Raw genomic sequence first — 24,610 nt, 5'->3', positions numbered from 1 at the left:
AATACATTAACTATAGTTAGCTTATTTGTGCTAAAGGCAATGGATTAGCGGACAATAAATAAAACCATCAATGAAATATACGATTTTGCTATTTGAAGATGAGGCTGAGCTTCGCCAGGAAATTCAGGATAGTATTGTGCTGGATAAAGTTGAGGTTTTGGCGTTTGACTCTTGGGCATCTTTTAAAGATGTAAAACTAGATAGTGTGCCACGCTTAGCCATCTTGGATATTAATTTAGTTGATAAGGATGGTCTAACTATTTTCTATGAGCTCAAAGAGCACTACTCAGAAATTGAGGGTATTATAATCACAGGGCAGGCTAGCCTGAAAAATGCAATCGCATCACTCAAATTAGGAATACGCGATTTTATTGAAAAGCCATTTAGAGCCAGGGAGCTAAGGAGTTCAATTGAAAAATGTGAAAGCTATAAGCAGTTTAGAGTTAAAAACTATGTTGTAGACAGGCAGTTAGAAGAGTCTCGTAAGAAATTTGAGGCACATTGGGGGATTGAATTTATCGGAGTAAGTCAGGCCATTAAAGAAATAAATACTCTGATGAAAAGGGTGGCACAGGCTGATGCAACTTCGGTGATGATTACTGGCGAAAGTGGAAGTGGAAAAGAATTGATTGCCCGAGGTATTCATAGTATGAGTGATAGAAGTGGGGCGCCTTTTTACCCGGTTAATTGTACGGCTATCCCCGATTCGCTATTTGAAAGCGAATTCTTCGGTTATCAGAAAGGAGCATTTACTGGGGCGTTATCCAATCACGAAGGCTGGTTCGAAAGGGCTAATGGTGGAACTCTTTTTCTTGATGAAATAGGAGATATGAATCTGGCATTGCAGTCGAAACTCCTGAGGGTGCTTGATGAGCGCAAGGTAAATAGGATAGGGTCGCACGATATTGTTACTGTAAATACCCGAATTGTGTGTGCCACAAACAAGGATTTAAAGCAGATGATTGAAGATGGGCAGTTCAGGCTTGATTTGTATCATCGGCTAAATTCCTTCCATATTCATATTCCTCCTTTGCGAGAACGTGTAGAGGATATTCCGGTTTTGGTGAATCATTTTGTGAGACTATTCTCTGAAACACATAACAAGGGTATAGTCAGCTTGCATTCAAAGGCGATGAATTTGTTGCTCAATCATCATTACCCGGGTAATATCCGGGAGTTGAAGAATATTATTGAGCGTGCTATTCTTATGTGTGATACCAATGTGGTTAAGCCACGTCATCTCATCTTTACAGAGTATACTAATGGATCGGGAGGTGGAGACGTTGATTATAGTCTTGAGGCAATAGAAAAACAAACCATACTAAGAGCCATGAAGGCTTGTAGTCATAATAAAACCCATACAGCTGAAAAGCTAAATATTACTCGCCAGGCACTTAATCGTAAGCTCAAAAAGCATGGCATCGAATAAGGACGACCATTTTCGGTCGTTTTTTTTTGTTCCACTTTTTCGCTTCTTGATTTGAGTATCCACGATCGAAAGATAATGTTTAAATATTGCAAGGTCATTCGTCAATAAATAAATCATTTTCGTCTCTTAATTAAGTGATTCTGTCCAAAGTGAATTGTCTCGAGTTTATCTTGAATCATTCAACAAAAATTCATCATCCAAATTATTTCGCAAAGGTGGCCATTATGGGGCACCATATTGATTGCAGTATTTATGTTTGTTAAGACGCAGTAAATCAGTGTTTAATGTACTTGTATTGTGAGTGATATCATATGGAGATGGACGAAAATGGTCATTTCTAATTTTTATTCGCTATTGTTAATTTGTTTAATGCGCTATAAATCAGAACTATAGAGAGTTTGGTATTTCTATTGCTAAATAGCATTTGACCTAAAATGTTTTCAAAATATGAAACAACACACATTTCTTATTGCCAACCTTATTCTTGGATTGATATTAAGTAGTCAATTGTTAGCTCAGAATCAGAATACGGCTGTTCTTAATCAGCAGGGAGAAAATAATCAACTAACAGCCACTCAGCTAGGAATTAGTAATGATGCCTTAGTAACTCAAAATGTTGCTAATAGCATACATCATTTGTATCAGATAGGAGAAGGCAATCAGATTGTTGGTGAGTTTATTGGTGAAAACAATATCGGCGTTCATATTCAGGTTGGAGAGATGAATATGTTGGATATTAGTCAGTCAAATGATAATCATTTGGCTCTTACTACTCAAATGGGGCGGAGTAACGAAATAAAGATCAAACAAAACGATAGTTATAACAAAGGAGGGAATGAGGCAGTAGTTCTGCAAAAAGGACAAGAAAACATGGTGAATGTTAATCAAAGGCTACGAAATAGCCGTGTTTTTGTTGCGCAGGTGGGTGAGGGTAATGCGGCGGATGTATATCAATACGGAGGCGGCCAATATGTCAATAATGAAGCATACATTATGCAGGAAGGACGCGAAAATAAGGTTGATGTTGACCAGTATAAAGAGAATCAGACTGCACTGGTTCAACAATCTGGTAGAGAAAATGAAACTAAGATAGTGCAGAAAAAAGGAGCTGATAATATGGCCATTGTTCTGCAGCAAGGTAATGCAAACATGGCTAATGTTAATCAGCAAGGTGATAGTAACCAATCATTCGTAATTCAGCAAGGAAGAAAAAACAATGCTTTGGTCGAGCAAATAAAATAATTCAAATAATTTTTAATGTTTTACCTAAAACAAACAATCATGAAAAAGTTACTCTTTAGTTTGGCGCTTAGCGCTTTAACAATTGTTGCATTTGCGCAAAATAATGCAACTGTTAATCAAACAGGTACAAATCATACCGGAGATGTCAATCAAGCAGGAGACTTGAATAATGCCACAATTGATCAGGCAGGAGATATGCAGGTGGCGTATGTAACTCAGGATGGAAATGATAACTTGGCAACAGTGAAACAAGATCAGCCAATTGTTCAGGGCAATAATTATGCTGATGTATTGCAGGTTGGTAATAAGAATAAAGCATCCATTGATCAAACCGAAAGTGATAACGAGGCTTGGATTACTCAAACTGGTAATAGAAATAATGCAAAAATTGACCAGAATACATGGGCAGCTTATGAAGAACATGATAATCTGGCTGTAATCAATCAAAATGGTAATAAGCATAAGGCAACCATCAAGCAGGACGGTAACTTATTAGGCGCCTGGGTAAATCAGGATGGATTTAAAAATACCGCCAAAGTAAGACAAAGAGGTGAGCAAAATGCTTATTTCTATACTCAAGTAGCATATGTAAACCAGACAGGAGAAAAAGGCAATGTTGATGTACTTCAAAGAGGTACATATAATGCAGCCATGGTTAACCAAAGTGGTGAAAAGAACAATGCAGACGTTGATCAAAGGGGTTATGCAAGTGCAGCGCTTGTTGGTCAGGAAGATGGATTTAAAAACAAGGCTTTTGTAGAGCAGGCTAATGGATCAACTTTTAATTTAGCTGCTATAGGTCAGTTTGGTGGCGAAAAGAATAGAGCTGTTGTTAAGCAAGAAGGAAATTATTCTGCAGCAGCCATTGGTCAGTATGATAGCGAAATGTCAAAAGCTCGTGTTGTACAAAAAGGTGATGACAATATTGCTTTGGTTGGTCAATTTGGTACATATGAAGCCACTGCCCGTGTAAGACAAATTGGTGATAATAATTTCGCAGGTATTGGTCAAACCATGGAAGATGGCTCTGAAGCTGTTATTGTTCAAGCTCAGAATGTAACTAATTCATCGGCTGGAATTAATCAAACTGATTTTATTATGTTGACAGGTGAAGAGAACTATGCTAAGATTCGTCAGTATGGTAATGTTGATGGAGCAACAGCTCAAGTTAATCAATATGGTCAAATTACCAGTGAGGCATATGTAAATCAACGAGGTACAGCTGCTCACAATGCAGTAATTAATCAAGGTGTTGATATGATGTCAGAAAGAACGGGTAATATAGCTACCATTAATCAAGGTGGTGGTGTTGCCAATAATGGTGCTATCAATCAGGCAGGTAGTGGCAATAATTCCACTATTAATCAGAATTTCTAAAATAATAATAGCGGAGAGGCTGATTTAGTCTCTCCGTTTTGTTCATTAACTGTACGAAAATATGTGTTAATCTATGAAAAATAGTAGATTATCAAGTTTTTTAAAGCCTACAGTTATTTTTACTTACCTTAGTATAACTTGGTAATTACCAAAAAAATAAGACCAAATGAAGAAGGTTGTTAATCTGCTTACTGTTCTGTTTGTGATTGGGATATCGGTTCACAGCCAAAGTAAAGAGGGGCTGTTGACGATACCTCAGGCAAAAGTTGAGGACTCTGGTAATGCTGCTTTTATTATGCAGATAGGGGTTGACAATGATGCTTCTGTCTATCAGAATGGTCAAAATAATGAAGCACTAGTTACGCAGTTAGGTAATTCACATACTACAACTGTTACGCAAAATGGCAATAACAACTCTGCAAATTCAATACTTGTTGGTTATGGACAAAATGAAAATATAAATCAGCAAGGTGATAATAACACAAAAAGCACAATTAAGTTTGGTAATGCAAATCCGAATGCAAATTCTATGTTTATACAAAGGGGCAATGGACATTCTGTGACATATGTGCAGTATGAAGGAGCTCCCGGAGTTAAGGTAGAGCAGAAAGGAAATGCAGGAACTGTGCTGATAAAGCAGGGAAGAATAGGTTCATTTTGATGAAAAATAAGTTTTTTCTGGTTGTTCTTTTTGAGCTGGTGTTAGCCACTAGTTTATATGGTCAGAATACTGATACAACAGTAGTTGACTCAACTCAAAAAGAAGTGCCGGAAGCTATTTTAGAATTAGTTAGGCAATACGATAAGGCTGTAAAGGAAGCCAGGGTCCAACAACAAAATGTTGAGCCACCGACTTTGGAGATTGACGGTATTATAATGGACGAAACGATGTCGAAATCGGGTCGGGAATTTTACGAAATATTTTTCGCTAATTGGAGTAAGCCAACGGGTTATTCCAATTATTATTTAAAAATAAAGGAGAAGCCGTTTCAGTTTAACAACACTATAATTGAGGTGTACCTGAAAGAGCAGCTGATTTATCAGCAGATGATGAGAAGGCGTTATGATGAAGTTGAACAAATGGCAAAAGGGGCAGTTAGTATTGCCCAGCAACAAATTTATAGGGAAATAAGAGCGCAGAGGGCAATTTTAGAGCAACAGAGAAGGTATCAGAATCAAGATAGATAATCAAACTAAACCAGGGAAAATGAGAGCATTATTAATATTAGTGGGCTGTATATTTTTGTCAGTTATGGCAGAGGCTCAGGATTTTGTATATAAGCCTGTTAATCCGGCATTTGGTGGAGATACATATAACTATTCCTGGCTGCTCAGTCAGGCGCAAGCCCAGGATACATTTAAAGATCCTGAAGCCGATAATAATAAGCAAAATGATCCACTTGCAAGCTTTCAGGAAGACCTTAACAGGCAAATATTATATCAGCTTAGTCGAAAGTTAGTATCCGATCAATTCGGTGACGGTGAGCTATTACCTGGTACATATGATGTAGGCTCATATCATATTGAAGTTACAGATGGGGCTGATGGGCTGAACGTTTCAATACTGGATGCCTTAAATGGTAGCCAAACCAGCGTGACGGTTCCACAGAATTAACCTAAACCTAAAATATTGAGGCATGAAAATATACCTCTCTTTCTTTATGCTTGTCGTGCTTCTTTGGGGGTGCAGTCCGACAATTCATCAAACACATAAGACAGAACCGGCCAGGTTAGGTGCTGAAACACCATTTCATTCAGAATTAAAAGACTTACCTCCTCCTCAGGAAAAATTAATTGCTGCAGTCTATAAGTTCAGGGATCAGACCGGGCAATACAAGCCAACTGACTACGGATCAAGTTGGTCGACTGCAGTAACACAAGGCGCTACCACCATTTTAATACGCTCATTGGAAGAGTCGGGTTGGTTCCGTCCGCTTGAGCGTGAAAATCTGGGGAACTTAAGTGCAGAGCGCCAGATTATTACAAATACACTGGCAGCCTATGAAGGAAAGGGACAAACAGCCTTAAGTCCGCTCTTATTTGCAGGTATTATTTTGGAAGGTGGCATTATTTCCTATGAAACCAACGTAAGGACTGGCGGTGCAGGCTTACGTTATTTTGGAGCAGGAGCATCAGGTCAGTATCGTGAAGATAGGGTGAGTATTTATCTTCGGGCTGTGTCGACAAAGAATGGTGAAATCCTGAAAACTGTATATAGTACCAAGTCAATTCTATCTCAGAAAATTGATTTCTCAGTCTTCAGATATGTCAAGTTCAAGCGTCTACTGGAGGCCGAGACGGGAATAACTTATAATGAACCATCAGAAATGGCCGTGACAGAAGCAATTGAGAAAGCCGTGTATAGTCTTATTGTAGAAGGTATGATTGATGGACTCTGGGCATCAAATGCAAATGTGGCTGAAGTTGAAAATGTTGTTAGTGATTATTTAGAAGAGAAAGAAGAGAATGCAGAAATTGATCATCTTGGTCGACAGTTTGAAGATATCAGAAGTGTGTTATCAATCGGGTTGATAAGTGGATTTTCATATTCGGATATTGATATAGAAGGTTCTAATGCAGGTTTTAGTACCGGACTGAATCTGAACCTGCGATTATCGCCGGTTATATCATTCAACCAGGAATTGGTATATGGTCAGTTGGATAGTGATGTAATAGGAAATAACCAGTATCTGGCTTATACACCTTCCCTCAGGTTCGATTTGTTGCCAAACGAACGTATTTCGCCTTATCTGTCAGTTGGGTATGGTTTGCTGACCAATAAGTACTTGACGGATGAAACAAATGTTAAGCACCGATATTCGTATGGGAGTGGTGCTTTTGGTTTTGAGTATGTTCTTTCCAAAAGGGTAAAGATGAATGTGGCCATTTCCAATAAGTACTTTCTAAATGATGATTTGGACGGCTTGGTAAATGGCAGTTATCATGATATGATTTGGGAAGGGAGTTTCGGAATCAGCTATCAGATAGGTAGTGGGTGGTTTAATAAAACATTGCTTAAACGAAAATAATTAATCAAATGATACGATATATTTCACTTAAATTAGTTGCAATCTCCTTGCTGTTAACGGTATCTTCCTGCGAAGAAGCGGTTGTTTCGGATAACTATGGAACTATTACAGGCATTATTGAAAGCAAGGTCAATGGCATGCCGCTTGAAGGAGCATTGATAAGCACTAATCCTGCCAGTCGCTCTGTTAAAACAGACGCAGATGGAAGATTTACGCTCGATGAGCTAGAGGCTGGTGATTACGTTGTTACAGCATCCAAACATGAGTATGCTAATGGTTCTTCAGCAGTTAATGTGCGAAAGGATAAGGTGACAGATATTGTTATTCAGTTGGAAGATGGTGATCTGGCTGCCAATACAGTGAAATTCAGTAGTCCTACGCCAAGCCCTAATCAGGAAGATGTTGGTGTGCCAATAACCTTTTCGTGGGCTTATACAGGTGTTAGTGACTCCAGTGATATTTCTTTCGAGCTAGAAGTTCGTACGCCTGAATCTGTTGAACCCGTTATTTTTGTTGAGGATTTAGTTGATACATTCTATATTGCTCAAAATCTGAGTTACTCTAAAAATCACACCTGGACTGTTATAGCAAAAAAAAACGATGAAAAGATTGGACAAAGTGATTTCTGGAATTTCAGAACGGTCAGTAGTGCCAGTTTGCCTTTTATGTTCGTAGAGCCGGATGATGCTCACATTTATTTATCTGCAGGTAAGGGAGGGACAAAACACCGAATGACACAAGAAACAATTCTTAACAACTTCCCAAGAGCTAATCCGGTTACAGATGAGGTTATTTTTTCGGCGAGTTATAATTCCAAGAATCATATATACTTAACCTATGGTGAGGATAGGGTAACTGATGTGATATCACCTTTGCCTGTTGATGGAAATCATCATTCAGGAGAAGGGTTCTGTTGGTCGCCAACTGGTGATCAGGTGCTTTTTTGTCACTATGATAAATTGTATCGAATAAATAAGGATGGGAGTGGCTTGTTTACAGTATCAACGGCGCCTGCCGGAAGAAATTATGTATTTGTCGATTGGTCTGGTATAGCCGGCAAAATTGTTATGCAGACAAGAGGTGTTAATATCTATGATAGTGAGATTTACCTGATGAATCCGGATGGGAGTGGGATGACAAGGATTGTCGATAATGCTAATGGTCGAACAGAATATCCTACTTTTAGTATAGATGGTAAACTGGTTGTTTACACGCATGATAATGCTAATGTGAATGATCCGTATGGCAGAATGTATGACTCCAGGATATATACCTATAATATTTCATCTGCTGCAGTTGCAGATATTTCCGGAAACGGAAAACCTGATGGGACAAATGATATCCAGCCACGCATTTCACCAGATGGATCTAAAATTATATTTGTGAATACCTCGAATACAGGAACCGGTCAGAAAGATATCTATGTTATGGATGTTAACGGTGCTAACCGGGAGCTTTATTTCGAAAATGCAGAGATGCCTGAGTGGCGATAAATTGAAATGCCTAATCCGATATTAGTCGATCTAAATCCTGCTTCTCGAAAAGTGTGGGGTAATCATCTAAGAACTGCTCCATAACGACACGCATCACAGCTTCTCTCATAAATTTAGATCTATTGCCAATTTTATATTTCTTGCAATAAACACTAACGGCATCTTTTTCTTTGTCATTTAGCAGAAATGTTGCTCTGTGTTTACGTCGAAGTGCTTGTTCCCTGGAGATTGCTTTCTGTTGTTGTCTTTTTGCCTTTTTTGCCATTCAGAAGGAGTGATTACCAGTGCAAAAATAATAAAAATACTTAATTGTATTCCCGAGAAAGGAGTCGATTAATGTGGTAGCATGAAAATATAAGATTGAGTATTAGTACCCTCTCCATTATTTAAATTGGATGGAATGATGGAATAATCAAAAAACCATCTAAATTTGCGAATTATTACAATTAAGAATAATTAAAGAAATGGGACGCGCGTTTGAATACAGAAAGGCCTCGAAGCTTAAGCGCTGGGGAACGATGGCCAAGACTTTTACAAAGATCGGAAAACAAATAACCATGTGTGTGAAAGAAAGCGGGCCGGATCCGTCAAGTAATTCGCGATTACGTGTGTTAATTCAAAATGCCAAGGCCGCTAACATGCCAAAAGATAATGTTGAGCGTGCCATTAAGAAAGCAACTAGTAAAGATACAGCAGATTATAAAGAGGTGGTGTACGAAGGTTATGGGCCTTTCGGAACTGCATTTATGGTTGAAACAGCGACTGATAATACAACCCGCACTGTTGCTAATGTTCGCTCATACTTTAATAAATATGGCGGTTCGCTTGGAACAAGTGGCTGCGTAGATTATATGTTTGAGCACAAATGCAACTTTAAGGTGGTCATGAAAGAAGGAGTTGACCTTGAAGAGTTGGAGCTTGAGCTGATTGATTTTGGTGTTCAGGAGATTTTTGAGGATGAAGGATTTATCATGATTTATGGTGACTTTGAGGGATTTGGGCCTATACAAAAGTACCTGGAGGATAATGGGTTTGAAATTGAAAATGCCGAGTTTGAGCGTATACCACAGGATACAAAAGAATTGACTGCAGAGCAGATGGTGGAGATTGATAAGTTGCTGGCAAAATTTGAAGAAGATGATGATGTAACCAACGTCTTCAATAACATAAAGTAGATAGTTTTTAAAAAAAATAGTGAGCGGTAATCTGAACATTTCGGGTTACCGCTTTTTATTTTAATGAGTTTAATCAATATGTGATAGTATTGCTGTAAAGCATGAGATATGTTCTTGCATATTGATGGTGAGATATGTACTTTTCAATCAGAAATTCAAATAAAATTATTATACCATGCAAGATTTAAAACAATACATTGAAGACAACAAACAGCGATTTTTAGATGAGTTGTTTGAACTAATTCGAATCCCTTCTATTAGTTCGAAGCCGGAACATAAAGATGATATGTACCGTTGTGCTGAGATGTGGAAAAAGTTATTGCTTGAGGGTGGTGCTGATAAGGCAGTAATAATGGAGACAGAAGGAAACCCTGTTGTTTACGGTGAAAAGATATTGGATGCATCATATCCTACTGTTTTGGTGTATGCTCACTATGATGTGCAGCCTGCAGAACCATTAGAGTTATGGACAACACCTCCTTTTGAACCGGAAGTTCGCGATGGAAAAATTTATGCACGAGGAGCTGATGATGATAAGGGACAGGGCTTTATGCATACAAAAGCATTTGAGTACCTGGTAAAAACTAACCAGCTGAAGTGTAATGTTAAGTTTTTGATTGAAGGAGAAGAGGAAGTAGGGTCGCCAAGCTTGCCAAAATTCTGTGAGGAGAATAAGGAGCTGTTGAAGTCAGATGTAATTCTGGTTTCGGATACGGGTATGATTGCGCCTGATGTGCCTACCATTACAACTGGATTGCGTGGTCTGTGTTACTGGGAAGTTGAAATTACTGGTCCTAATCGTGATTTGCACTCCGGTTTATTTGGAGGTGCAGTGGCTAACCCTATCAATGTGTTAGCTAAAATGATTACCCAGATGGTGGATGAGAACGGGCATATAACTGTTCCTGGTTTCTACGATGATGTTGTTGAAATCTCTGATGACGAGCGAGCCATGATGGCAAAAGCGCCATATAGCGAAGAGGCTTACAAAAAAGCATTGGATGTAGAGGAGCTGGCTGGAGAAAAAGGTTTTACAACTAATGAGCGTACAGGTATTCGTCCGTCGTTCGATATTTGCGGTATATGGGGCGGTTACACAGGTGATGGAGCAAAAACAGTATTGCCATCTAAGGCTTATGCTAAGATTTCTTCTCGTTTGGTGCCAGATCAGGATCATGAAAAGATTGCAGAGTTATTCTGTAAACACTTCGAATCAATAGCACCAAAGAGTGTTAAAGTCAATATCAGACACCTTCACGGTGGACAGGCCTATGGTTGCCCAATTGATTTGCCAGCCTACCAGGCTGCTGAAAAAGCTTGTGAAGAAGTATATGGAGAACGTCCTGTACCAGTGCGAAGTGGAGGGTCGATTCCAATCATCTCTGATTTTGAGCGTATTTTAGGTGTAAAATCTGTATTAATGGGATTCGGTTTAGAGGCTGATGCTATTCACTCCCCTAACGAGAACTTCCCATTGGAGCAATTCTTTAATGGTATAAATACTATTCCGTATTTCTACAAATATTTTGCAGAATCAGGAAAATAATTATTTGAGGATTGATGGTGTTCCTTAGGGGTGCTGTTATATAAATATTGATTTTTTTAGAGAGGCTATCCATTTTGTAATGGGTAGCCTTTTTTTATAGTAGTTCTTTAAAAGACATTTTTACATGCTTTATTTGGGGGTGTAAAGGTGTTGCTATTTAAAATGTCGCTAATAACCCCTGAAAAATCAACTAAAACCTCTAAAAAAAATAAAAAATACATTTTGAGCATTGAAAAATGATGGTTGAATAAGAAAAAAGTATATTTTTGCTCCTGCTAACTCGATAAAAAAATAAAAGATTATGGCACAATTAAGATTTCGGGCGCTGTCAGAAATGATGAACAGAGAGCCAAAAGAAGTAACATTTCCTTCAGCAAAGGCAACAGATTACTATGGTGAATTAGTATTTAACAAAGAGGCAATGTCTAAGTACTTGTCGCGTGATGCTTATGAAGCCGTTAAAGAAGCTATTGATAAGGGGGATGCTATTGATAGAAAAGTAGCAGATAATGTTGCTTCAGGGATGAAAGCCTGGGCTATGGAGCGTGGTGCAACACATTACACGCACTGGTTTCAGCCATTAACTGACGGAACAGCAGAAAAACATGACGGTTTCATCGACTACGGTGACAATGGTAATATGATTGAAGCATTTTCAGGTAAATTACTTGCTCAGCAAGAGCCAGATGCATCATCTTTCCCATCAGGTGGTATTCGTCAAACATTTGAAGCGCGCGGTTATACAGCGTGGGATGTGTCATCACCAGCATTTATTATCGGAACCACTCTTTGTATTCCAACGGTATTTATTTCATATACAGGTGAAGCATTAGACTATAAAACACCATTCCTGAAAGCTTTGGCAGCAGTTGATAAAGCAGCTGTTGGTGTGGCTCAATATTTCGACAAGGATGTTAGAAAAGTACATACAAACTTAGGTTGGGAGCAGGAGTATTTCCTGATTGATCAGGCTTTATATCAGGCACGCCCTGACTTAATGGTGACCGGTCGTACGTTGATGGGGCACTCATCGGCAAAAGATCAGCAGTTAGATGACCACTACTTTGGTTCGATTCCTGAGCGCGTAGGTAAATTTATGATTGAACTGGAAATCGAATGTCATAAATTGGGTATACCAGTTAAAACTCGTCACAACGAGGTAGCACCTAACCAGTTTGAGGTGGCACCTATTTACGAAGAGGCCAACCTTGCCAACGACCACAACCAGCTGTTAATGGATGTGATGAAGCGAGTGGCTCGTCACCACAAGTTCGAAGTTATTTTACACGAGAAGCCATTTGCTGGTATTAATGGTTCTGGTAAGCACAATAACTGGTCGTTACAAACCGATAAGGGCGTTGTATTATTGGCCCCAGGTAAGAATCCAAAGGGAAACTTGCAATTTTTAACTTTTGTGGTAAATGCCATCGCAGCTGTTTATAAGAGCCAGGATTTATTGCGTGCTTCTATCTTAACAGCTTCTAACAGCCACCGTTTAGGTGCTAATGAGGCGCCTCCTGCAATTATCTCAGTATTTACAGGTTCTCAAATTGCTGATATGCTGGATAACCTGGCTGAGCGAATTACAGATCAGAAGATGACGCCAGATGAGAAAACGGCTCTTAAATTAGGTATTGGTCGTATTCCTGAGATTTTGTTGGACAACACCGATCGTAACCGTACTTCACCATTCGCTTTCACAGGAAACCGCTTCGAATTCCGTGCGGTAGGTTCTATGACCAACTGTGCAGCACCTTTAACTGCTTTAAGTGCAGCCATGGCTGTTCAGCTTGAAGAATTTAAAAAGGATGTTGATGCGCTTATTGAAAGTGGTGTTAAGAAAGACGAAGCTATCTTCCAGACTATTAAGAAGGTGATTCTTGAGTCGAACCCAATCCGTTTTAACGGTGATGGTTACTCTGATGCGTGGAAAGAAGAAGCAGCAAAACGTGGCTTAACAAATATTACTTCAGTGCCTGAATCTTTATCAAAATACCTGGATAAAGCATCAAAAGATATTCTGGTAGAAACAGGTGTGATGTCGGCTCGTGAGCTGGAAGCACGCGTTGAGGTGGAGATGGAGAAATTCACCAAAAAGATACAGATTGAAGCACGCGTATTAGGTGATTTAGCAATTAACCACATTGTACCAACGGGTATTCAATATCAAACTGAACTTATTCATAATGTGCAGGGTATGCGCGATATCTTTGATGAGAAAGAGTTCAAAGAGTTGGCGGGTGCACGCAAAGAACTGATCAAAACTATCTCGGGTCATATTTCAACCATAAAAGCTAAAACTGCGGATATGATTGAGGCGCGCAAGAAGTGCAACGTTATTGAGTCGGAAACAGAGAAAGCATATGCTTACGACAAAGAAGTTCGTCCTTATCTGGATGAGATTCGTTACCACATCGATAAGTTGGAATTGATTGTTGATAATGAGATGTGGCCATTACCAAAGTACCGCGAATTATTATTCTTCAGATAATAGATAATTCCAGAAAGAGAATCTACAAAAATAAAGGTCGCAGCTTTGGTTGCGACCTTTTTTATCACTTTATCAGTAGCCTTTGATTAAGCCATTTCTAATACTGCTCTTACTACATTATCGGCACCTTCGGCTATCTGCAAAATATTCGCATCCAGCATATAGCAAGGGGTTGTGGCAATTTTATTGGCCTCATCAACAATCACTTCTCCGTGGTTAGTGGTCATATGGTTACCGCCCATGGCTTCAATAGCCTGTGCAGTACCTTCATCCTGCCCAATGGTTACTGTTACATCGCCCAATATTTTTGCAATTACAGCCGGCGCAATGCATAATGCACCAATTGGTTTACCTGCTGCATGCGTTTCCTTCACTGCTCGTTGCGTTTCACCTTCAACGGTGCAGTTAGGACCATCAAAGGCCACAGTACTCAGGTTTTTTGCAGCTCCAAAACCACCAGGCAGAAGCAAGGCATCGAAATTTTTGGTTGCATATTCGCTTAAAGGCTTGATAGAACCACGGGCAATACGAGCTGCTTCTACCAGTACATTTCTTGTTTCATCGCTTGGCTCACCTTTCAGGTGGTTAATGACATGGTACTGGTCTACATCTGGTGCGAAAATGGTGTATTCGGCACCCTGTTTGGCAATGGCCAGTAGTGATAAGACCGATTCGTGAATTTCAGCCCCGTCATATACGCCGCATCCCGAAAGGATGACAGCTACTTGCTTTTTTGTTGTCATAGTTAAACTGTTTTTGGGAATTAAATTTACAATAAATAACGCATCTGTGCGAATGTGTTCAATAGTTATACAGATGCACTGCAACAACGAATCGTTAAGCTAAGGTGCAAAAGGATGATTATTTTACTTCATTAAAGCTTTTATAAATTGGGAGTGTGCGAGTTGTTGTTTATGGTGGAGCTTTACAATCAGGCACAAAACGATTATTTTTGACACCTTTAACAGTAGGGTAATGGAAACACGCAACAAAGTATTTATTGCAATGAGTATCGATGGTTTTATCGCCGACCGTAGTGGAGGGCTTGATTGGCTGTATGCAGTGCCCAATCCTGAAGGATTGGATATGGGCTATAATGATTTTATCAGTGGTGTGGACGCCATTGTCATGGGGCGCAGCACGTTTGAAACCGTATGCGGCTTTGATTGTGAATGGCCTTATCCTATACCTGTCTTTGTTTTGAGCCAATCTCTGCAAGAAATCCCTGAAGCATACAAGGAAAACGCCCAATTAGTTAGTGGTGATTTGCAGAATGTTGTTCGGCTAATCAATAATAAAGGCTATCTGCGTCTATATATTGATGGCGGTAAAACTATCCAGAGTTTCTTGAATGAAGATTTGATTGATGACCTTATTGTCTCTACCATTCCGGTAGTTTTGGGCGGAGGTGCACCATTGTTTGGCACTACCAGCGAAGCATTAAATTTTGAGTTGGTCAGTTCTCAGATTTATCTCGATAATGTGATTCAGACTCATTATCGTCGGAAGCGATAACAAAAAAGGCAACCCATGTGCGAGTTGCCTTTTTTTTTGTTGAGAAATGGACTTAGTCCTCTTTTGGAACAAATACCACTTCAATTTTATCGGCTTTCTTAAAGAACTGCTTAGCCAGTTTTTTAATGTCCTTCGATGTCATGTTCTCCACAATATCCTCATAGTTTTCGGCCAGTGCCATGTTGGTGCCATTCACATAGTAGCTGTAGATGTTGTTCATCCAATAGCTGTTCTGCTCCTTGCTTTCAGCACGGCTCTTCAGGATGTTTTTACGGGTTTTGGTGATGTCCTCATCCGAAGCACCTGTCTTCATCATGTTCTCAATTTCTACATAAATCAGTGGAATAAGGTCGTTGGCCCGTTCTGGGTCGCAATCAAACTGAATGCTCACATCGCCTTCTGCCTGAGGGAACTGGTTGGTGGATGCGCGCACGCCCACACCATAGGTTCCACCTTCTTTTTCGCGGACACTCTCGGTGTAGCGCAAGCGCAATATGGCACTGATAAATGACATACCAATGCGGTTTTCAGGTGTATACTTGAGGTTTCCGTTATAGTAAATCTGAACAGTAGCTTTGGGTTCAGACAAGGCCAAAGGAATGGTTTTCTTTGTAGTGCCTTTGGGGCCGTTTACCTCATTGTTCACCCAGTTCTCGGTATTGTTGTTTGATGTAATGGCTCCAAGGTATTTTGTGGCGAGTTCTTTAGCTGTTTCTTTCTCTATATCACCCACAATAAAGAAAGTGAAGTCAGCAGCATTGTTAAAGCGCTCTTTATAGATTTCCTCCATGCGTTCAAATGAAACCTTTTGCAGGTAGTCGGCATTAAATATCAAACTTCTTTCGTGATAATTGCTTCTGATTTGACTGATGCTGTCCTGCATTATCTTCTTTGGATTGTCGCCCATGTTGGCTACATACGCCATATAGCGTGCCATTAAAGCATTATATGCTTCTTCGTCGAAGCGTGGTTGCTCAAAGTGCAGGTAGGCCAGCTGCATCATGGTTTCAAAATCCTCGGTGCGACAGCTACCATTGATGCCTTCTGATAGTCCGCCGATATTGAAACCAACACTGGCTTTTTTGCCGGTAAGTGCTTTTTTTAGTGCAATTGCATCGTAGTTACCAATACCAAAGGCTGGTACAAAGTCCGATGTCATATTTACCGATGGCAGGTCTGCCACTCCGTAAAGTGATGAGCCTCCTTTACTATAGCTCGATAGGGCCACCTGGTTTTTGTTATAGTTGGCATAGCGATACACCACTTTGGTATTATTGCTTAGCGTCCATTCAACGGCATCAAAATCATCCAACTGACGTTCCGAAACGATTTTGCCTTCTACAGGAAGCTCTTCAACTAATGATGAACTAACTGCTTCATCAACATAGGCTTCAATGTTGCTGTTGTTGGCTACCTTCTCAATGATAGCAAATGCTTCTGCCTGATTAAGGTGCTGTACACCCTCTTTGTCCGGACCTGATACGATGATAACGCGGTTCTCATCAGTGTACTGGCTGTTGAAATAAGCTGATAACTCATCTGCTGTGATAGAAGGGATAACAGCCTGGGCAAATTTATATTCATACTCAATGCCCGGCATTGGCGTATTTTCAAGGTATAAACTAGCTATTTCTTTACAGTAGCTGTCATGGTTGATTTTATCTCTTTGCTTGTAATAGTTTTCATATCCCAGCAGCATGGAAGCTTTGGCACGCTCAAGCTCACCCTCGGTAAAACCATGGCGCTTTACTCGTTCTACTTCAGTCAGGATGGATTCAAATGCTATCGCCTCCTCATTTTCTTTGGCTGTGGCGCTGATGCTCATCAGGCTTACTGTACGCGGATAATCAGAGAAGCCTACTGAGCCATTAATGAATGGAGGATTCCCTTTTTGCAGTAGTTCACTAATACGTGCCGAAATCATGCTACGGATAAGGCTGCGTTTGTAGTTTGTTTTAAGCGTGTTGTGATTTTTATATTCAGCTGCCACCGCCTCGTGGCGGATGTACATTGATATACTTGATTGTGGGTTTTCCTTATCAAGTGCTAAGGCAAAAGTAGGTTCGGCTTTGGGAGCTACTTTCACCTCGTAACGTTCCAATGCTTTGTCTACTGCAGGTATTTTTGAGAATAACTTGATAACCTTTTGTTCCATTTCTTCTGCATCGAAATCTCCCACAATAGCTATGGCTTGCAAATCGGTACGGTACCAGTCGTGGTAGAAACGGCGCAATTCATCATACTCAAAACCCTTAATCACATCCAGCTCACCAATTACGTCACGCTCGGCATATTTAGAATTGTTTAACAGGGCTGGCATCATTTGCGCACGTGTTCTAAAACCAGCATCGCGGCGTGTGCGCCATTCTTCAGAAATTACACCTCGCTCGGCATCAATCTCTTCTTCATCCAGTGAAAGGTAATTCGACCAATCATGTAATATCAATAGGCATGTGTCCATCAGGCCTGTCGGTCCAACCGGAACATTGGAAATGTTGTATACGGTTTCGTCCTGAGCCGTGTATGCATTGATATTGCGTCCAAAGGCAATACCATGTTTCTCAAGTGTAGATATTACTCCTTTATCAGGAAAATGTTTGGTGCCATTAAAGGCCATGTGCTCTAAAAAGTGAGCGAGTCCATCCTGTGAATCGTCCTCCAGAATGGCTCCGACATTTTGGATAATGTAGAAGCTGGCGCGTTCTTTGGGCTCCTGATTATGACGAATGTAGTAAGTCAGGCCATTTTCTAATACACCAGTTCTTACATCCGGGTCAACCGGGACAGGAGCATTCAGGTCATACTGCTGCGCCATTGTTGAGCTCGCAAACAAACCTAGAACTGCAACAAGTAGTACTAATTTTTTCATTTGATTAGTTTTTTATAAACTCCCATAGCAAGTTAGATGGGAAAATAATGTTAATGACTGCAATGGGACAAGTCTTTTTAGAATCAGTCAACTGCTTGACGGCAACAAATATATCTTTTTTAGATAGACAGAAAACATGATTATTTGCACGGCAAAAACAAAGCCGTCAGGCAGATTCATGGTGAATCTGCCTGACGGCCTATGTTTTAAAACGTTATATTTAATTTAAGCGTTCAATTACCTGCTCTAATTCCTTTGCCTCAGGGTAGTCCTGTTGCATTTGTTTAGCTAATTTTAAGGCTTTGGAATTCATGCTGTTATTGAGGTAGAATCGCAATAGCTCGGCATTGGAGTTATAGTTGTTTATGAGGGCAATTTCCTTTATAAGATAATTCTCAGCCTCTGTCTTGTTACCCCTGAAATCATACATCATGGCAATGTTGTGAGCAATCCTTGGTCTCTCTGGGTGCAGGCTGTATGATTTTACAAGAAAAGCTAACGATTCATCATATTTTTGCATTTCGGATAATAACAAGCCGAATGAATACATGGCCACTGCATCTTCAGGCTCATGTTTTAGATAGTCTCTGAATAGTAGCTCTGCCTTGTCATTTTTCTGAATTTTATTGTAAAGGTAGGCCATGTTGAGCTTGATGAAATGAAGCTCCTCATCCTGCTTTAAGGCTCTTAGATAGAAAGTTTCTGCATCGGTGTAATTTGCCTGGTTGTAATAGTAGTTGGCCAGGTTAAACTTACCCAATGGAAAATCAGCATTATAAATCAGTATCTGCTCATATTCTTTAATGGCCGTTTCATATGCTTTTTTGTATTTGGCTGGAATTTGCTCAGCTCCCATGGTTGATAAAATACGTGCTGCTTCAGTGCGCACGGCTTTTGTATCATCCGATAAAACAGGATATAGCAAAGCCGCATCTGCTTCGCTGTTAAGTTGAATGGCACGTACAGCTGCCAAGCGCATATCAGGATAGAGGTTACTCAGGTAGTTTTCGACCTCATTCTTAAGCGAGTCCTGAAAATAGTTGCCCATGTACTGAATTGACAAGCTGCGGATATTGTGCGTATATAGTTCATCCTCAATAATGCCTTTTAAACGAGGCAGAGCTTCCGCCTTACTGTTACGCGCATCGTCAAATGCTTCGGCAAAATGGAAGGTGCGGCTTTCTCCATGCCATTGGGTGACATAGTTTTCAGACCATTGATTGCTCTTGTCAGCATGGCATTGGTTACAGGCATTGGGCACGCCGTATTTAATCGATAAGTCGGGGCGTGGTATTCTAAAACTGTGATCGCGGCGGTAATCTACACCCATATAATACTGTCCGTGCATATGGCAGTTAATACATAGCGTGCCGGAACCCACATCGAACTTAACACCAGAGTCGGAAATGACTGCCTCGCCAGGCATACCCTCTTCTTTATGAAAATGGTGTGTATATGAATCATACGCATCGGCTGAGTGACATTGCAGGCAAAGTCTGTTATAGTCGGTATCAAACAGTAGTTTGCCGCTGTGCACATTATGGCAGTCATTGCACTGCACCTCCCGGTGCTTGGTATACATCTTGCTTTGGGTAAATGATGCATATACATAGTCCTCATCCTGAATCTGCCCGTCGAGGTGCCAGGTTGGTACATCGGGCAGGTTGGGGATAATATGGTTATGAATATTTTGTGTTGTATAGTCAAAATCACTCAGTGAACTTCGTCGAGAGTGACACCGGGCACAATTGTCTACGTATTCTTCATTATTAATGCCGCTGGTTTTGATTGGTAAACCAAAGTTGTGGTACTCATCACGCGCATACTCAGGCAGTGCGGCCCATTTTAAGTGGTTCGATGAGGGGCCATGGCAGGCTTCGCAGCTCACATTTATTTCTGACCAGGTAGTGGTATAGGTATCGTTGATGTGATCATAGTTTTTTTGCAAGTTGGTTGAGTGGCAGTCGGCACACATGCTGTTCCAGTTTTGTGCCTGATTAGTCCAGTGCAGCCAGTTATCGTGATGGATATTCTGGTCTTTATATACCGAGTCGACCATGTGATACCAAACATTGTCAAGTGTATTCCATGTAAGCGCGAGTGTTTGAAGACGTCCGCCATCAAACTCAACCAGGTATTGTTGCAAAGGTGTATACCCAAAGACATACTTCACTTCAAAATCCTGCATGGTGCCATCGGCTCCGTCGGTATTGACCATGAATTTGCCATCCTGCATAAAGGCACGATGCGTCATGCCATTGCCATCAATGCTTACGTTGTTGAAATTGGCTAAAACGGTTGAGTCATTAGCTACATCCATGGCTCTTTCATGATGCGAACCAAGCCAATCGTTATATTCCGGCAGGTGACACTCAATGCACGTTTCATGACCTACAAAGTGTGGAGCAGCATCTGTTTCTGAGATGTTTTTTGCCGAATAGGTTTGGAACAGAAGGTATATAGGAAAAAGCAATATAAGTACTGCTACCAGTACCAGCATCAGGCTATTATATAATCGGGTATTAATCATCTAAGCGTACGTTATTTGTGATTTATTGTGTTTATCACGCCTTTGTGGATTATTGGTATCCACCAAAATTTTATCATTTACAATGGTGATGGGAAACAGATCAAGAGCCCTTGTGGCAGGCGGTGCTAATACTTCTCCATTCACACTAAAGGCAGATGCATGGCAGGGGCACATAAACTTATTGTCCTTGTTTTTGAACTGAACGGTGCAGCCCAGATGGGTGCACTTGGTTGAAATGGCCATAAAACCACCATCCTGAAGGCGCGACAAGTAGAAACGTTGTGCACTGAAGGGGTAAATCTTCCCTTTTTCAAACAGTTCGATATCGCCAGCTTCATACAGATTAGCAGGCACATCGGCTTCACTACCTTTTTTCAGCAGGTTAATAAATACATATGCTAGTTCGAGCGATATAGCTGTAATAATGGCTTTCTTTATAAAACTGCGTCTTGTTATCTTTTCTATAAAACTCATACACTTACTTTTAGGCAAACAGATGCATTCCTTCGCCTCTTAATAAACTTCCAACTATGGTCATTACCAGATAGGCAGTTAGCAAAATGGTGACCAGGCTAATTAAGACTTCCATTTTACCAGCCTTTAATTTCTTCTGTATAAACAATATAAATCCGTAGGTTGGTAGAATATATATGATAAAAGGCACCAATCCTGCTGTAATAAGTACAGGTAGGTTGACCATCCATTCCTGGAACTTAAAGAAGTATTCAGTGCCCACTATCATTAGCGTTGTAAATACAATGGCATAAATGGCCGACCAGATAGTTACTTGTTTGCCAACAGCCGAATTGAACCAAACACCAACATTCGCATTAAGGCCTTTTACATAGGGGATGTAAATGAGAAATGCTGTTACCAGAACAGGTACAATAAAAATACCAAAGCCTGGGTGCATGTGCAGCAGCAACTCCTGAAAACCCATAAAGTACCAGGGTGCTTTGCTTGGGTTGGGGCTTTCCAGTGGGTTGGCTTTGTCTAACAGCGGTGCATCCACCAGCATGGAAAAGGCAATTAGCAATAGTATGAGCGAGAGGGCCACAACAATTTCTTTATAAACCAGTTCAGGATTGGTGTTTACCATTTCTTTCTTACTGGAATCGGCAACGGTTACCCCTTTAGCTTTTCGAACCAGCCAAAAGTGGATGCTCATGGTAAACACCATCAGTAATGGTAAAAGGCCTGTATGAAAATGGTAGAACCTTAACAAAGTGCCCTCGTTTACTTCAGCTCCTCCACGAACCAGGGTTGCTAATCCATCGCCAATTACAGGAATATAACTCAACATATTGGTCATGATGGTAACAGCCCAGTAAGCCAACTGATCCCAGGGCAGTAAATAGCCGGTGAAGTTAGACATAATTACCAGGAACATGATGAGTAGCCCATACAGCCAGTTCTTTCGTCTTTCGTTGTATATCGATTGACTATAGAAAACGCGTATGACATGGAGAAAAGACACAACAACTAACAGCATTCCGCACCAATAGTGCATATTGCGTAATAGCTGGCCAAAAAACACTTCGTTTTGCAAATAGCTGATAGAGTCATATGCTCCCTTTTCTGATGGTACGTATATAAAGCGTAGTAGCATACCTGTGATAAAAAGGAGCACAAAGAGCAATGCAGCAATACCACCCAAGCCGAATGTGCGAGTATATTTTATGGATTGCGAATTAACTCTGGGCGGGTGAAGGTGTAGTAAAAACCTGGTTATCGCTTTTTGTGTTGCTGGTTCATTCATGCCTGTTGTCTTAATATAGCTGTAATTAAATCTATCAACGCGCTTTATTGCCAATATATTGTATGTCTCAGAGTGATCTGAAAGATATGGATGTTTGTTGTGGGCTCGCTACTGGACGTTTTATTGTGTTCAAAGAAATAGTTAGTGTCTGCACTTAGGCGTGAGTTAAACTGATAGCCAATGCCCAAGCAATATCGACCACGCACCCAGAATACATCATCAGCTTCTTCGTATATGTTGAAATTAAACTCAGCAAATGTTCTGTAGAATAGTGACTTGGGGGCAATTGGCTTGCCATCGAATCGTCCCTGATGCATCAGTCGATATCGTAAGCGCATTCTAAAGTCTGTTTTATCATTATGCGCTGTTTTAAAAATACGTTCCTCTAAACGAAAGCGATGCTGAAGAGCGGAACTTGCAAAGCGAGGGTAGTTAACGTTTAATGATTGGTGTGGACGGTATTCGTGTCGCACTACATCAAAAGACTCTTCAGGGTTATCGCTGTTTGTTTTATCAAATAGGTGTACCCGGTTGTACATAAAACCAATATCAACTTTCGTGTTATGGTTAAGTGTACGCTGTATGTTGCCGCGAAAGCCCCATCGTGTCCAAAAGTTAGTTCCTATACCTATATACGATCCTCCATCCAGGTTAAGAGTGTAGTTCTCATTTAAGCGGTGGCGCTGTACATAAATCGTTCGCAGCTCACCTTCTCCATTGAAGATGTGTAAGTCAGCATGTTGTTGGGAATTAATGGACACAACCGGTATTATGATGCATATAAAAAGTAGTAATATTTCTTTCATTCTGTATTGCCTCATTCAACCCAAATAGCTATGATTTGTTATAGATAGTAAGAAATGCAAAGATATTAATTATCGTTTTGTAATTTATAATATTGACCAGATATGAATCGAAATAATTACCCAATAATAGTGGTTGGGGCTAGTATTGCAGCTATCAGTTTTGTACGTACACTGCGTGCCAATAATGACAAAAGAAAAATATTACTGATACATGGTGAGGACAGATTGCCATATAAACGTACCAAAATCAATAAGAACATGGTGCGTGGATTTGATAAGGATGATTTTAAAATAGCTGACAGAGAATGGTATAAGGATAACGATGTAGACCTGATATATGATCGTGTAATAAATATTGATAGTGCCGAAAAGGTGATTAGTACCCAACGTGGCTTGGTTTGCAGTTACGAGAAGTTGATGTTAGCAACAGGAGCGGTGTCGGTCATACCTAAAATTGCTGGAATTGCCACAGAAAATCTGCATAGTGTTCAAAATGCCAGTGATGTTGATCGTGTGTTGGAGACATGTAAAAATAAAGACCGCTTTTTAATTATTGGGGGAGGTGTAGAAGGCGTTGAGACAGCAGATCAGCTGGTGCGAAAAGGAAAAACGGTTATTTTGGCGAACCGGATGAAATATCCGCTTCAGAAGCTGTTTCCGATTAGTCTGCTGAACGAACTGGAGCAAAGGATGATGGATAAGGGGGTGAAGTTGTTTAGGGGCGTTAGTGTTGCAGCTATCCATGAGCACAATGGGCATTACACTGTTAATCTACAGGGGCAGCAATTGGAGTTTGATGAAGTAATAGCTTGTACTGGAGCCGTCCCGAATATTGAGTTGGGTATTAAAGCGGGCCTGAAGGTTGAGCGAGGAATTATTGTTAATGCTTTTATGCAAACCTCAGATGCCGATATTCTGGCGGCAGGTGATGTTGCACAGCACGAGCAGGGCATTGTTACAGGTTTGTGGCATGCGGCCGAACATCAGGGTAAACTGGCTGCATTAACATTGTTAGGTAAACCAGAGGAACACACTTTGCCGCCTTTCAGATTAAAAACAGAGGTGTTCGGATTATATATGTTTTCAGGAGCTTATGAGTATGTAATTCCGGGTGTGGATGAAGAGGTTGAAGAAGTTGATGGTGATATACGGCGCATTATGTATTACAACGATAATGCTTTAAAAGCTGCGGTTTTTCTGAATGACGGACCACGGGCTAAGATCTACCAGCAAGCACTTTTTGAGCAATGGAGTAAAGAGAAGGTCCAGGATGAATTGCCTCTGCCTCCAAAGATGACATTTTCTTTTGGTTGATTGCTAATGCCTGGTATTGAACGGTACTTTGTTTA

Annotated in this window: 20 protein-coding genes; 13 read left to right on the top strand and 7 right to left on the bottom strand. The window is 40.4% G+C overall.

The annotated features are described in order from the left end of the window. Positions 1-70: 70 nt before the first annotated feature. The 8 genes from KEM09_RS16185 (at position 71) to KEM09_RS16150 (ending at position 8,570) form a co-directional block, all read left to right on the top strand. Positions 71-1,429, top strand: a complete 1,359-nt coding sequence (locus KEM09_RS16185) for a sigma-54-dependent transcriptional regulator (RefSeq protein ID WP_212229856.1) — start codon at positions 71-73, stop codon at positions 1,427-1,429. Between the two features lie 447 nt (positions 1,430-1,876). After that, positions 1,877-2,671: a hypothetical protein gene (locus KEM09_RS16180; RefSeq protein ID WP_212229854.1), complete on the top strand. Its 795-nt coding sequence runs from the start codon at positions 1,877-1,879 to the stop codon at positions 2,669-2,671. Between the two features lie 39 nt (positions 2,672-2,710). After that, positions 2,711-4,048, top strand: a complete 1,338-nt coding sequence (locus KEM09_RS16175; protein ID WP_212229852.1) for a hypothetical protein — start codon at positions 2,711-2,713, stop codon at positions 4,046-4,048. A 166-nt stretch (positions 4,049-4,214) separates the two neighbouring features. After that, a complete protein-coding gene (locus tag KEM09_RS16170) occupies positions 4,215-4,709 on the top strand; it encodes a hypothetical protein (RefSeq protein ID WP_212229851.1) in 495 nt (164 codons plus the stop codon). Then, the gene (locus KEM09_RS16165; protein WP_212229850.1) at positions 4,709-5,236 is read left to right on the top strand and encodes a CsgE family curli-type amyloid fiber assembly protein; all 528 of its coding nucleotides are present in this window, start codon (positions 4,709-4,711) and stop codon (positions 5,234-5,236) included. Before KEM09_RS16170 ends, KEM09_RS16165 begins: the two co-directional genes overlap by 1 nt. A 19-nt stretch (positions 5,237-5,255) precedes the next feature. Then, positions 5,256-5,663 carry a curli production assembly/transport component CsgF gene (locus KEM09_RS16160; RefSeq protein WP_212229849.1) on the top strand — a complete coding sequence of 136 codons (408 nt, stop codon included), beginning with the start codon at positions 5,256-5,258 and terminating at the stop codon, positions 5,661-5,663. Between the two features lie 22 nt (positions 5,664-5,685). Then, positions 5,686-7,077 carry a CsgG/HfaB family protein gene (locus tag KEM09_RS16155; RefSeq protein ID WP_212229848.1) on the top strand — a complete coding sequence of 464 codons (1,392 nt, stop codon included), beginning with the start codon at positions 5,686-5,688 and terminating at the stop codon, positions 7,075-7,077. A gap of 8 nt (positions 7,078-7,085) precedes the next feature. Then, a complete protein-coding gene (locus tag KEM09_RS16150; protein ID WP_212229847.1) occupies positions 7,086-8,570 on the top strand; it encodes a carboxypeptidase regulatory-like domain-containing protein in 1,485 nt (494 codons plus the stop codon). Positions 8,571-8,580: 10 nt separating this feature from the next. Here the strand turns inward: KEM09_RS16150 and KEM09_RS16145 are convergent, their stop codons facing one another. Then, complete coding sequence (locus KEM09_RS16145; RefSeq protein ID WP_212189826.1) at positions 8,581-8,835, bottom strand: hypothetical protein; 255 nt, start codon at positions 8,833-8,835, stop codon at positions 8,581-8,583. 199 nt (positions 8,836-9,034) lie between these two features. Here KEM09_RS16145 and KEM09_RS16140 point away from each other — a divergent pair, with 199 nt between their 5' ends. From KEM09_RS16140 to KEM09_RS16130, 3 genes are all read left to right on the top strand, one after another. Next, positions 9,035-9,745 (top strand): YebC/PmpR family DNA-binding transcriptional regulator, encoded by a 711-nt coding sequence (locus tag KEM09_RS16140; protein WP_212189827.1) that lies wholly within the window; start codon positions 9,035-9,037, stop codon positions 9,743-9,745. 175 nt (positions 9,746-9,920) lie between these two features. Beyond that, a complete protein-coding gene (locus tag KEM09_RS16135) occupies positions 9,921-11,291 on the top strand; it encodes a dipeptidase (RefSeq protein WP_212229846.1) in 1,371 nt (456 codons plus the stop codon). Positions 11,292-11,592: 301 nt separating this feature from the next. Beyond that, on the top strand, positions 11,593-13,782 hold the full coding sequence (locus tag KEM09_RS16130) for a glutamine synthetase III family protein (protein WP_212229845.1): 2,190 nt from the start codon (positions 11,593-11,595) through the stop codon (positions 13,780-13,782). An 86-nt stretch (positions 13,783-13,868) separates the two neighbouring features. Here KEM09_RS16130 and elbB read toward each other — a convergent pair whose 3' ends face one another. Next, positions 13,869-14,525, bottom strand: a complete 657-nt coding sequence (gene elbB, locus KEM09_RS16125) for an isoprenoid biosynthesis glyoxalase ElbB (RefSeq protein ID WP_212229844.1) — start codon at positions 14,523-14,525, stop codon at positions 13,869-13,871. A 232-nt stretch (positions 14,526-14,757) separates the two neighbouring features. Between elbB and KEM09_RS16120 the strand changes: the two genes are divergently transcribed. After that, a complete protein-coding gene (locus tag KEM09_RS16120; RefSeq protein ID WP_212229843.1) occupies positions 14,758-15,297 on the top strand; it encodes a dihydrofolate reductase family protein in 540 nt (179 codons plus the stop codon). Between the two features lie 52 nt (positions 15,298-15,349). On the opposite strand, the gene KEM09_RS16115 is transcribed toward KEM09_RS16120, so the two are convergent. The 5 genes from KEM09_RS16115 to KEM09_RS16095 all read right to left on the bottom strand — a co-directional run bounded on the left by KEM09_RS16115 (position 15,350) and on the right by KEM09_RS16095 (position 23,261). Beyond that, complete coding sequence (locus KEM09_RS16115) at positions 15,350-18,166, bottom strand: M16 family metallopeptidase (protein WP_212229842.1); 2,817 nt, start codon at positions 18,164-18,166, stop codon at positions 15,350-15,352. Positions 18,167-18,386: 220 nt separating this feature from the next. After that, a complete protein-coding gene (locus KEM09_RS16110) occupies positions 18,387-20,696 on the bottom strand; it encodes a multiheme c-type cytochrome (RefSeq protein WP_212229841.1) in 2,310 nt (769 codons plus the stop codon). Next, entirely contained in the window at positions 20,697-21,170 is a 474-nt protein-coding gene (locus KEM09_RS16105; RefSeq protein WP_212229840.1) for a QcrA and Rieske domain-containing protein, read from the bottom strand. 10 nt (positions 21,171-21,180) lie between these two features. Next, a complete protein-coding gene (locus KEM09_RS16100) occupies positions 21,181-22,455 on the bottom strand; it encodes a cytochrome b N-terminal domain-containing protein (protein WP_212229839.1) in 1,275 nt (424 codons plus the stop codon). 44 nt (positions 22,456-22,499) lie between these two features. Then, positions 22,500-23,261: a DUF2490 domain-containing protein gene (locus KEM09_RS16095; RefSeq protein ID WP_212229838.1), complete on the bottom strand. Its 762-nt coding sequence runs from the start codon at positions 23,259-23,261 to the stop codon at positions 22,500-22,502. Positions 23,262-23,363: 102 nt separating this feature from the next. On the opposite strand from KEM09_RS16095, the gene KEM09_RS16090 reads away from it, so the two are divergent. Continuing rightward, positions 23,364-24,575: an NAD(P)/FAD-dependent oxidoreductase gene (locus KEM09_RS16090; protein ID WP_212229837.1), complete on the top strand. Its 1,212-nt coding sequence runs from the start codon at positions 23,364-23,366 to the stop codon at positions 24,573-24,575. Positions 24,576-24,610: the final 35 nt, after the last annotated feature.

The sequence above is a fragment of the Carboxylicivirga mesophila genome (genome assembly GCF_018271975.1).
Classification (GTDB): Bacteria; Bacteroidota; Bacteroidia; order Bacteroidales; family Marinilabiliaceae; genus Carboxylicivirga; species Carboxylicivirga mesophila.
Note: the sequence above shows the minus strand (reverse complement) of the source record. Positions and strands in the feature narration are given on the sequence as shown.

Bases quoted from the DNA above. Each gene is read 5' to 3' on its own strand.
- KEM09_RS16160 (WP_212229849.1), top strand. From the start codon at position 5,256: ATGAGAGCATTATTAATATTAGTGGGCTGTATATTTTTGTCAGTTATG.
- KEM09_RS16155 (WP_212229848.1), top strand. From the start codon at position 5,686: ATGAAAATATACCTCTCTTTCTTTATGCTTGTCGTGCTTCTTTGGGGG.
- KEM09_RS16185 (WP_212229856.1), top strand. From the start codon at position 71: ATGAAATATACGATTTTGCTATTTGAAGATGAGGCTGAGCTTCGCCAG.
- KEM09_RS16150 (WP_212229847.1), top strand. From the start codon at position 7,086: ATGATACGATATATTTCACTTAAATTAGTTGCAATCTCCTTGCTGTTA.
- elbB (WP_212229844.1), bottom strand. From the start codon at position 14,525: ATGACAACAAAAAAGCAAGTAGCTGTCATCCTTTCGGGATGCGGCGTA.
- KEM09_RS16170 (WP_212229851.1), top strand. From the start codon at position 4,215: ATGAAGAAGGTTGTTAATCTGCTTACTGTTCTGTTTGTGATTGGGATA.
- KEM09_RS16165 (WP_212229850.1), top strand. From the start codon at position 4,709: ATGAAAAATAAGTTTTTTCTGGTTGTTCTTTTTGAGCTGGTGTTAGCC.
- KEM09_RS16180 (WP_212229854.1), top strand. From the start codon at position 1,877: ATGAAACAACACACATTTCTTATTGCCAACCTTATTCTTGGATTGATA.
- KEM09_RS16115 (WP_212229842.1), bottom strand. From the start codon at position 18,166: ATGAAAAAATTAGTACTACTTGTTGCAGTTCTAGGTTTGTTTGCGAGC.
- KEM09_RS16100 (WP_212229839.1), bottom strand. From the start codon at position 22,455: ATGAATGAACCAGCAACACAAAAAGCGATAACCAGGTTTTTACTACAC.
- KEM09_RS16095 (WP_212229838.1), bottom strand. From the start codon at position 23,261: ATGAAAGAAATATTACTACTTTTTATATGCATCATAATACCGGTTGTG.
- KEM09_RS16130 (WP_212229845.1), top strand. From the start codon at position 11,593: ATGGCACAATTAAGATTTCGGGCGCTGTCAGAAATGATGAACAGAGAG.
- KEM09_RS16090 (WP_212229837.1), top strand. From the start codon at position 23,364: ATGAATCGAAATAATTACCCAATAATAGTGGTTGGGGCTAGTATTGCA.
- KEM09_RS16140 (WP_212189827.1), top strand. From the start codon at position 9,035: ATGGGACGCGCGTTTGAATACAGAAAGGCCTCGAAGCTTAAGCGCTGG.
- KEM09_RS16175 (WP_212229852.1), top strand. From the start codon at position 2,711: ATGAAAAAGTTACTCTTTAGTTTGGCGCTTAGCGCTTTAACAATTGTT.
- KEM09_RS16145 (WP_212189826.1), bottom strand. From the start codon at position 8,835: ATGGCAAAAAAGGCAAAAAGACAACAACAGAAAGCAATCTCCAGGGAA.
- KEM09_RS16120 (WP_212229843.1), top strand. From the start codon at position 14,758: ATGGAAACACGCAACAAAGTATTTATTGCAATGAGTATCGATGGTTTT.
- KEM09_RS16135 (WP_212229846.1), top strand. From the start codon at position 9,921: ATGCAAGATTTAAAACAATACATTGAAGACAACAAACAGCGATTTTTA.
- KEM09_RS16110 (WP_212229841.1), bottom strand. From the start codon at position 20,696: ATGATTAATACCCGATTATATAATAGCCTGATGCTGGTACTGGTAGCA.
- KEM09_RS16105 (WP_212229840.1), bottom strand. From the start codon at position 21,170: ATGAGTTTTATAGAAAAGATAACAAGACGCAGTTTTATAAAGAAAGCC.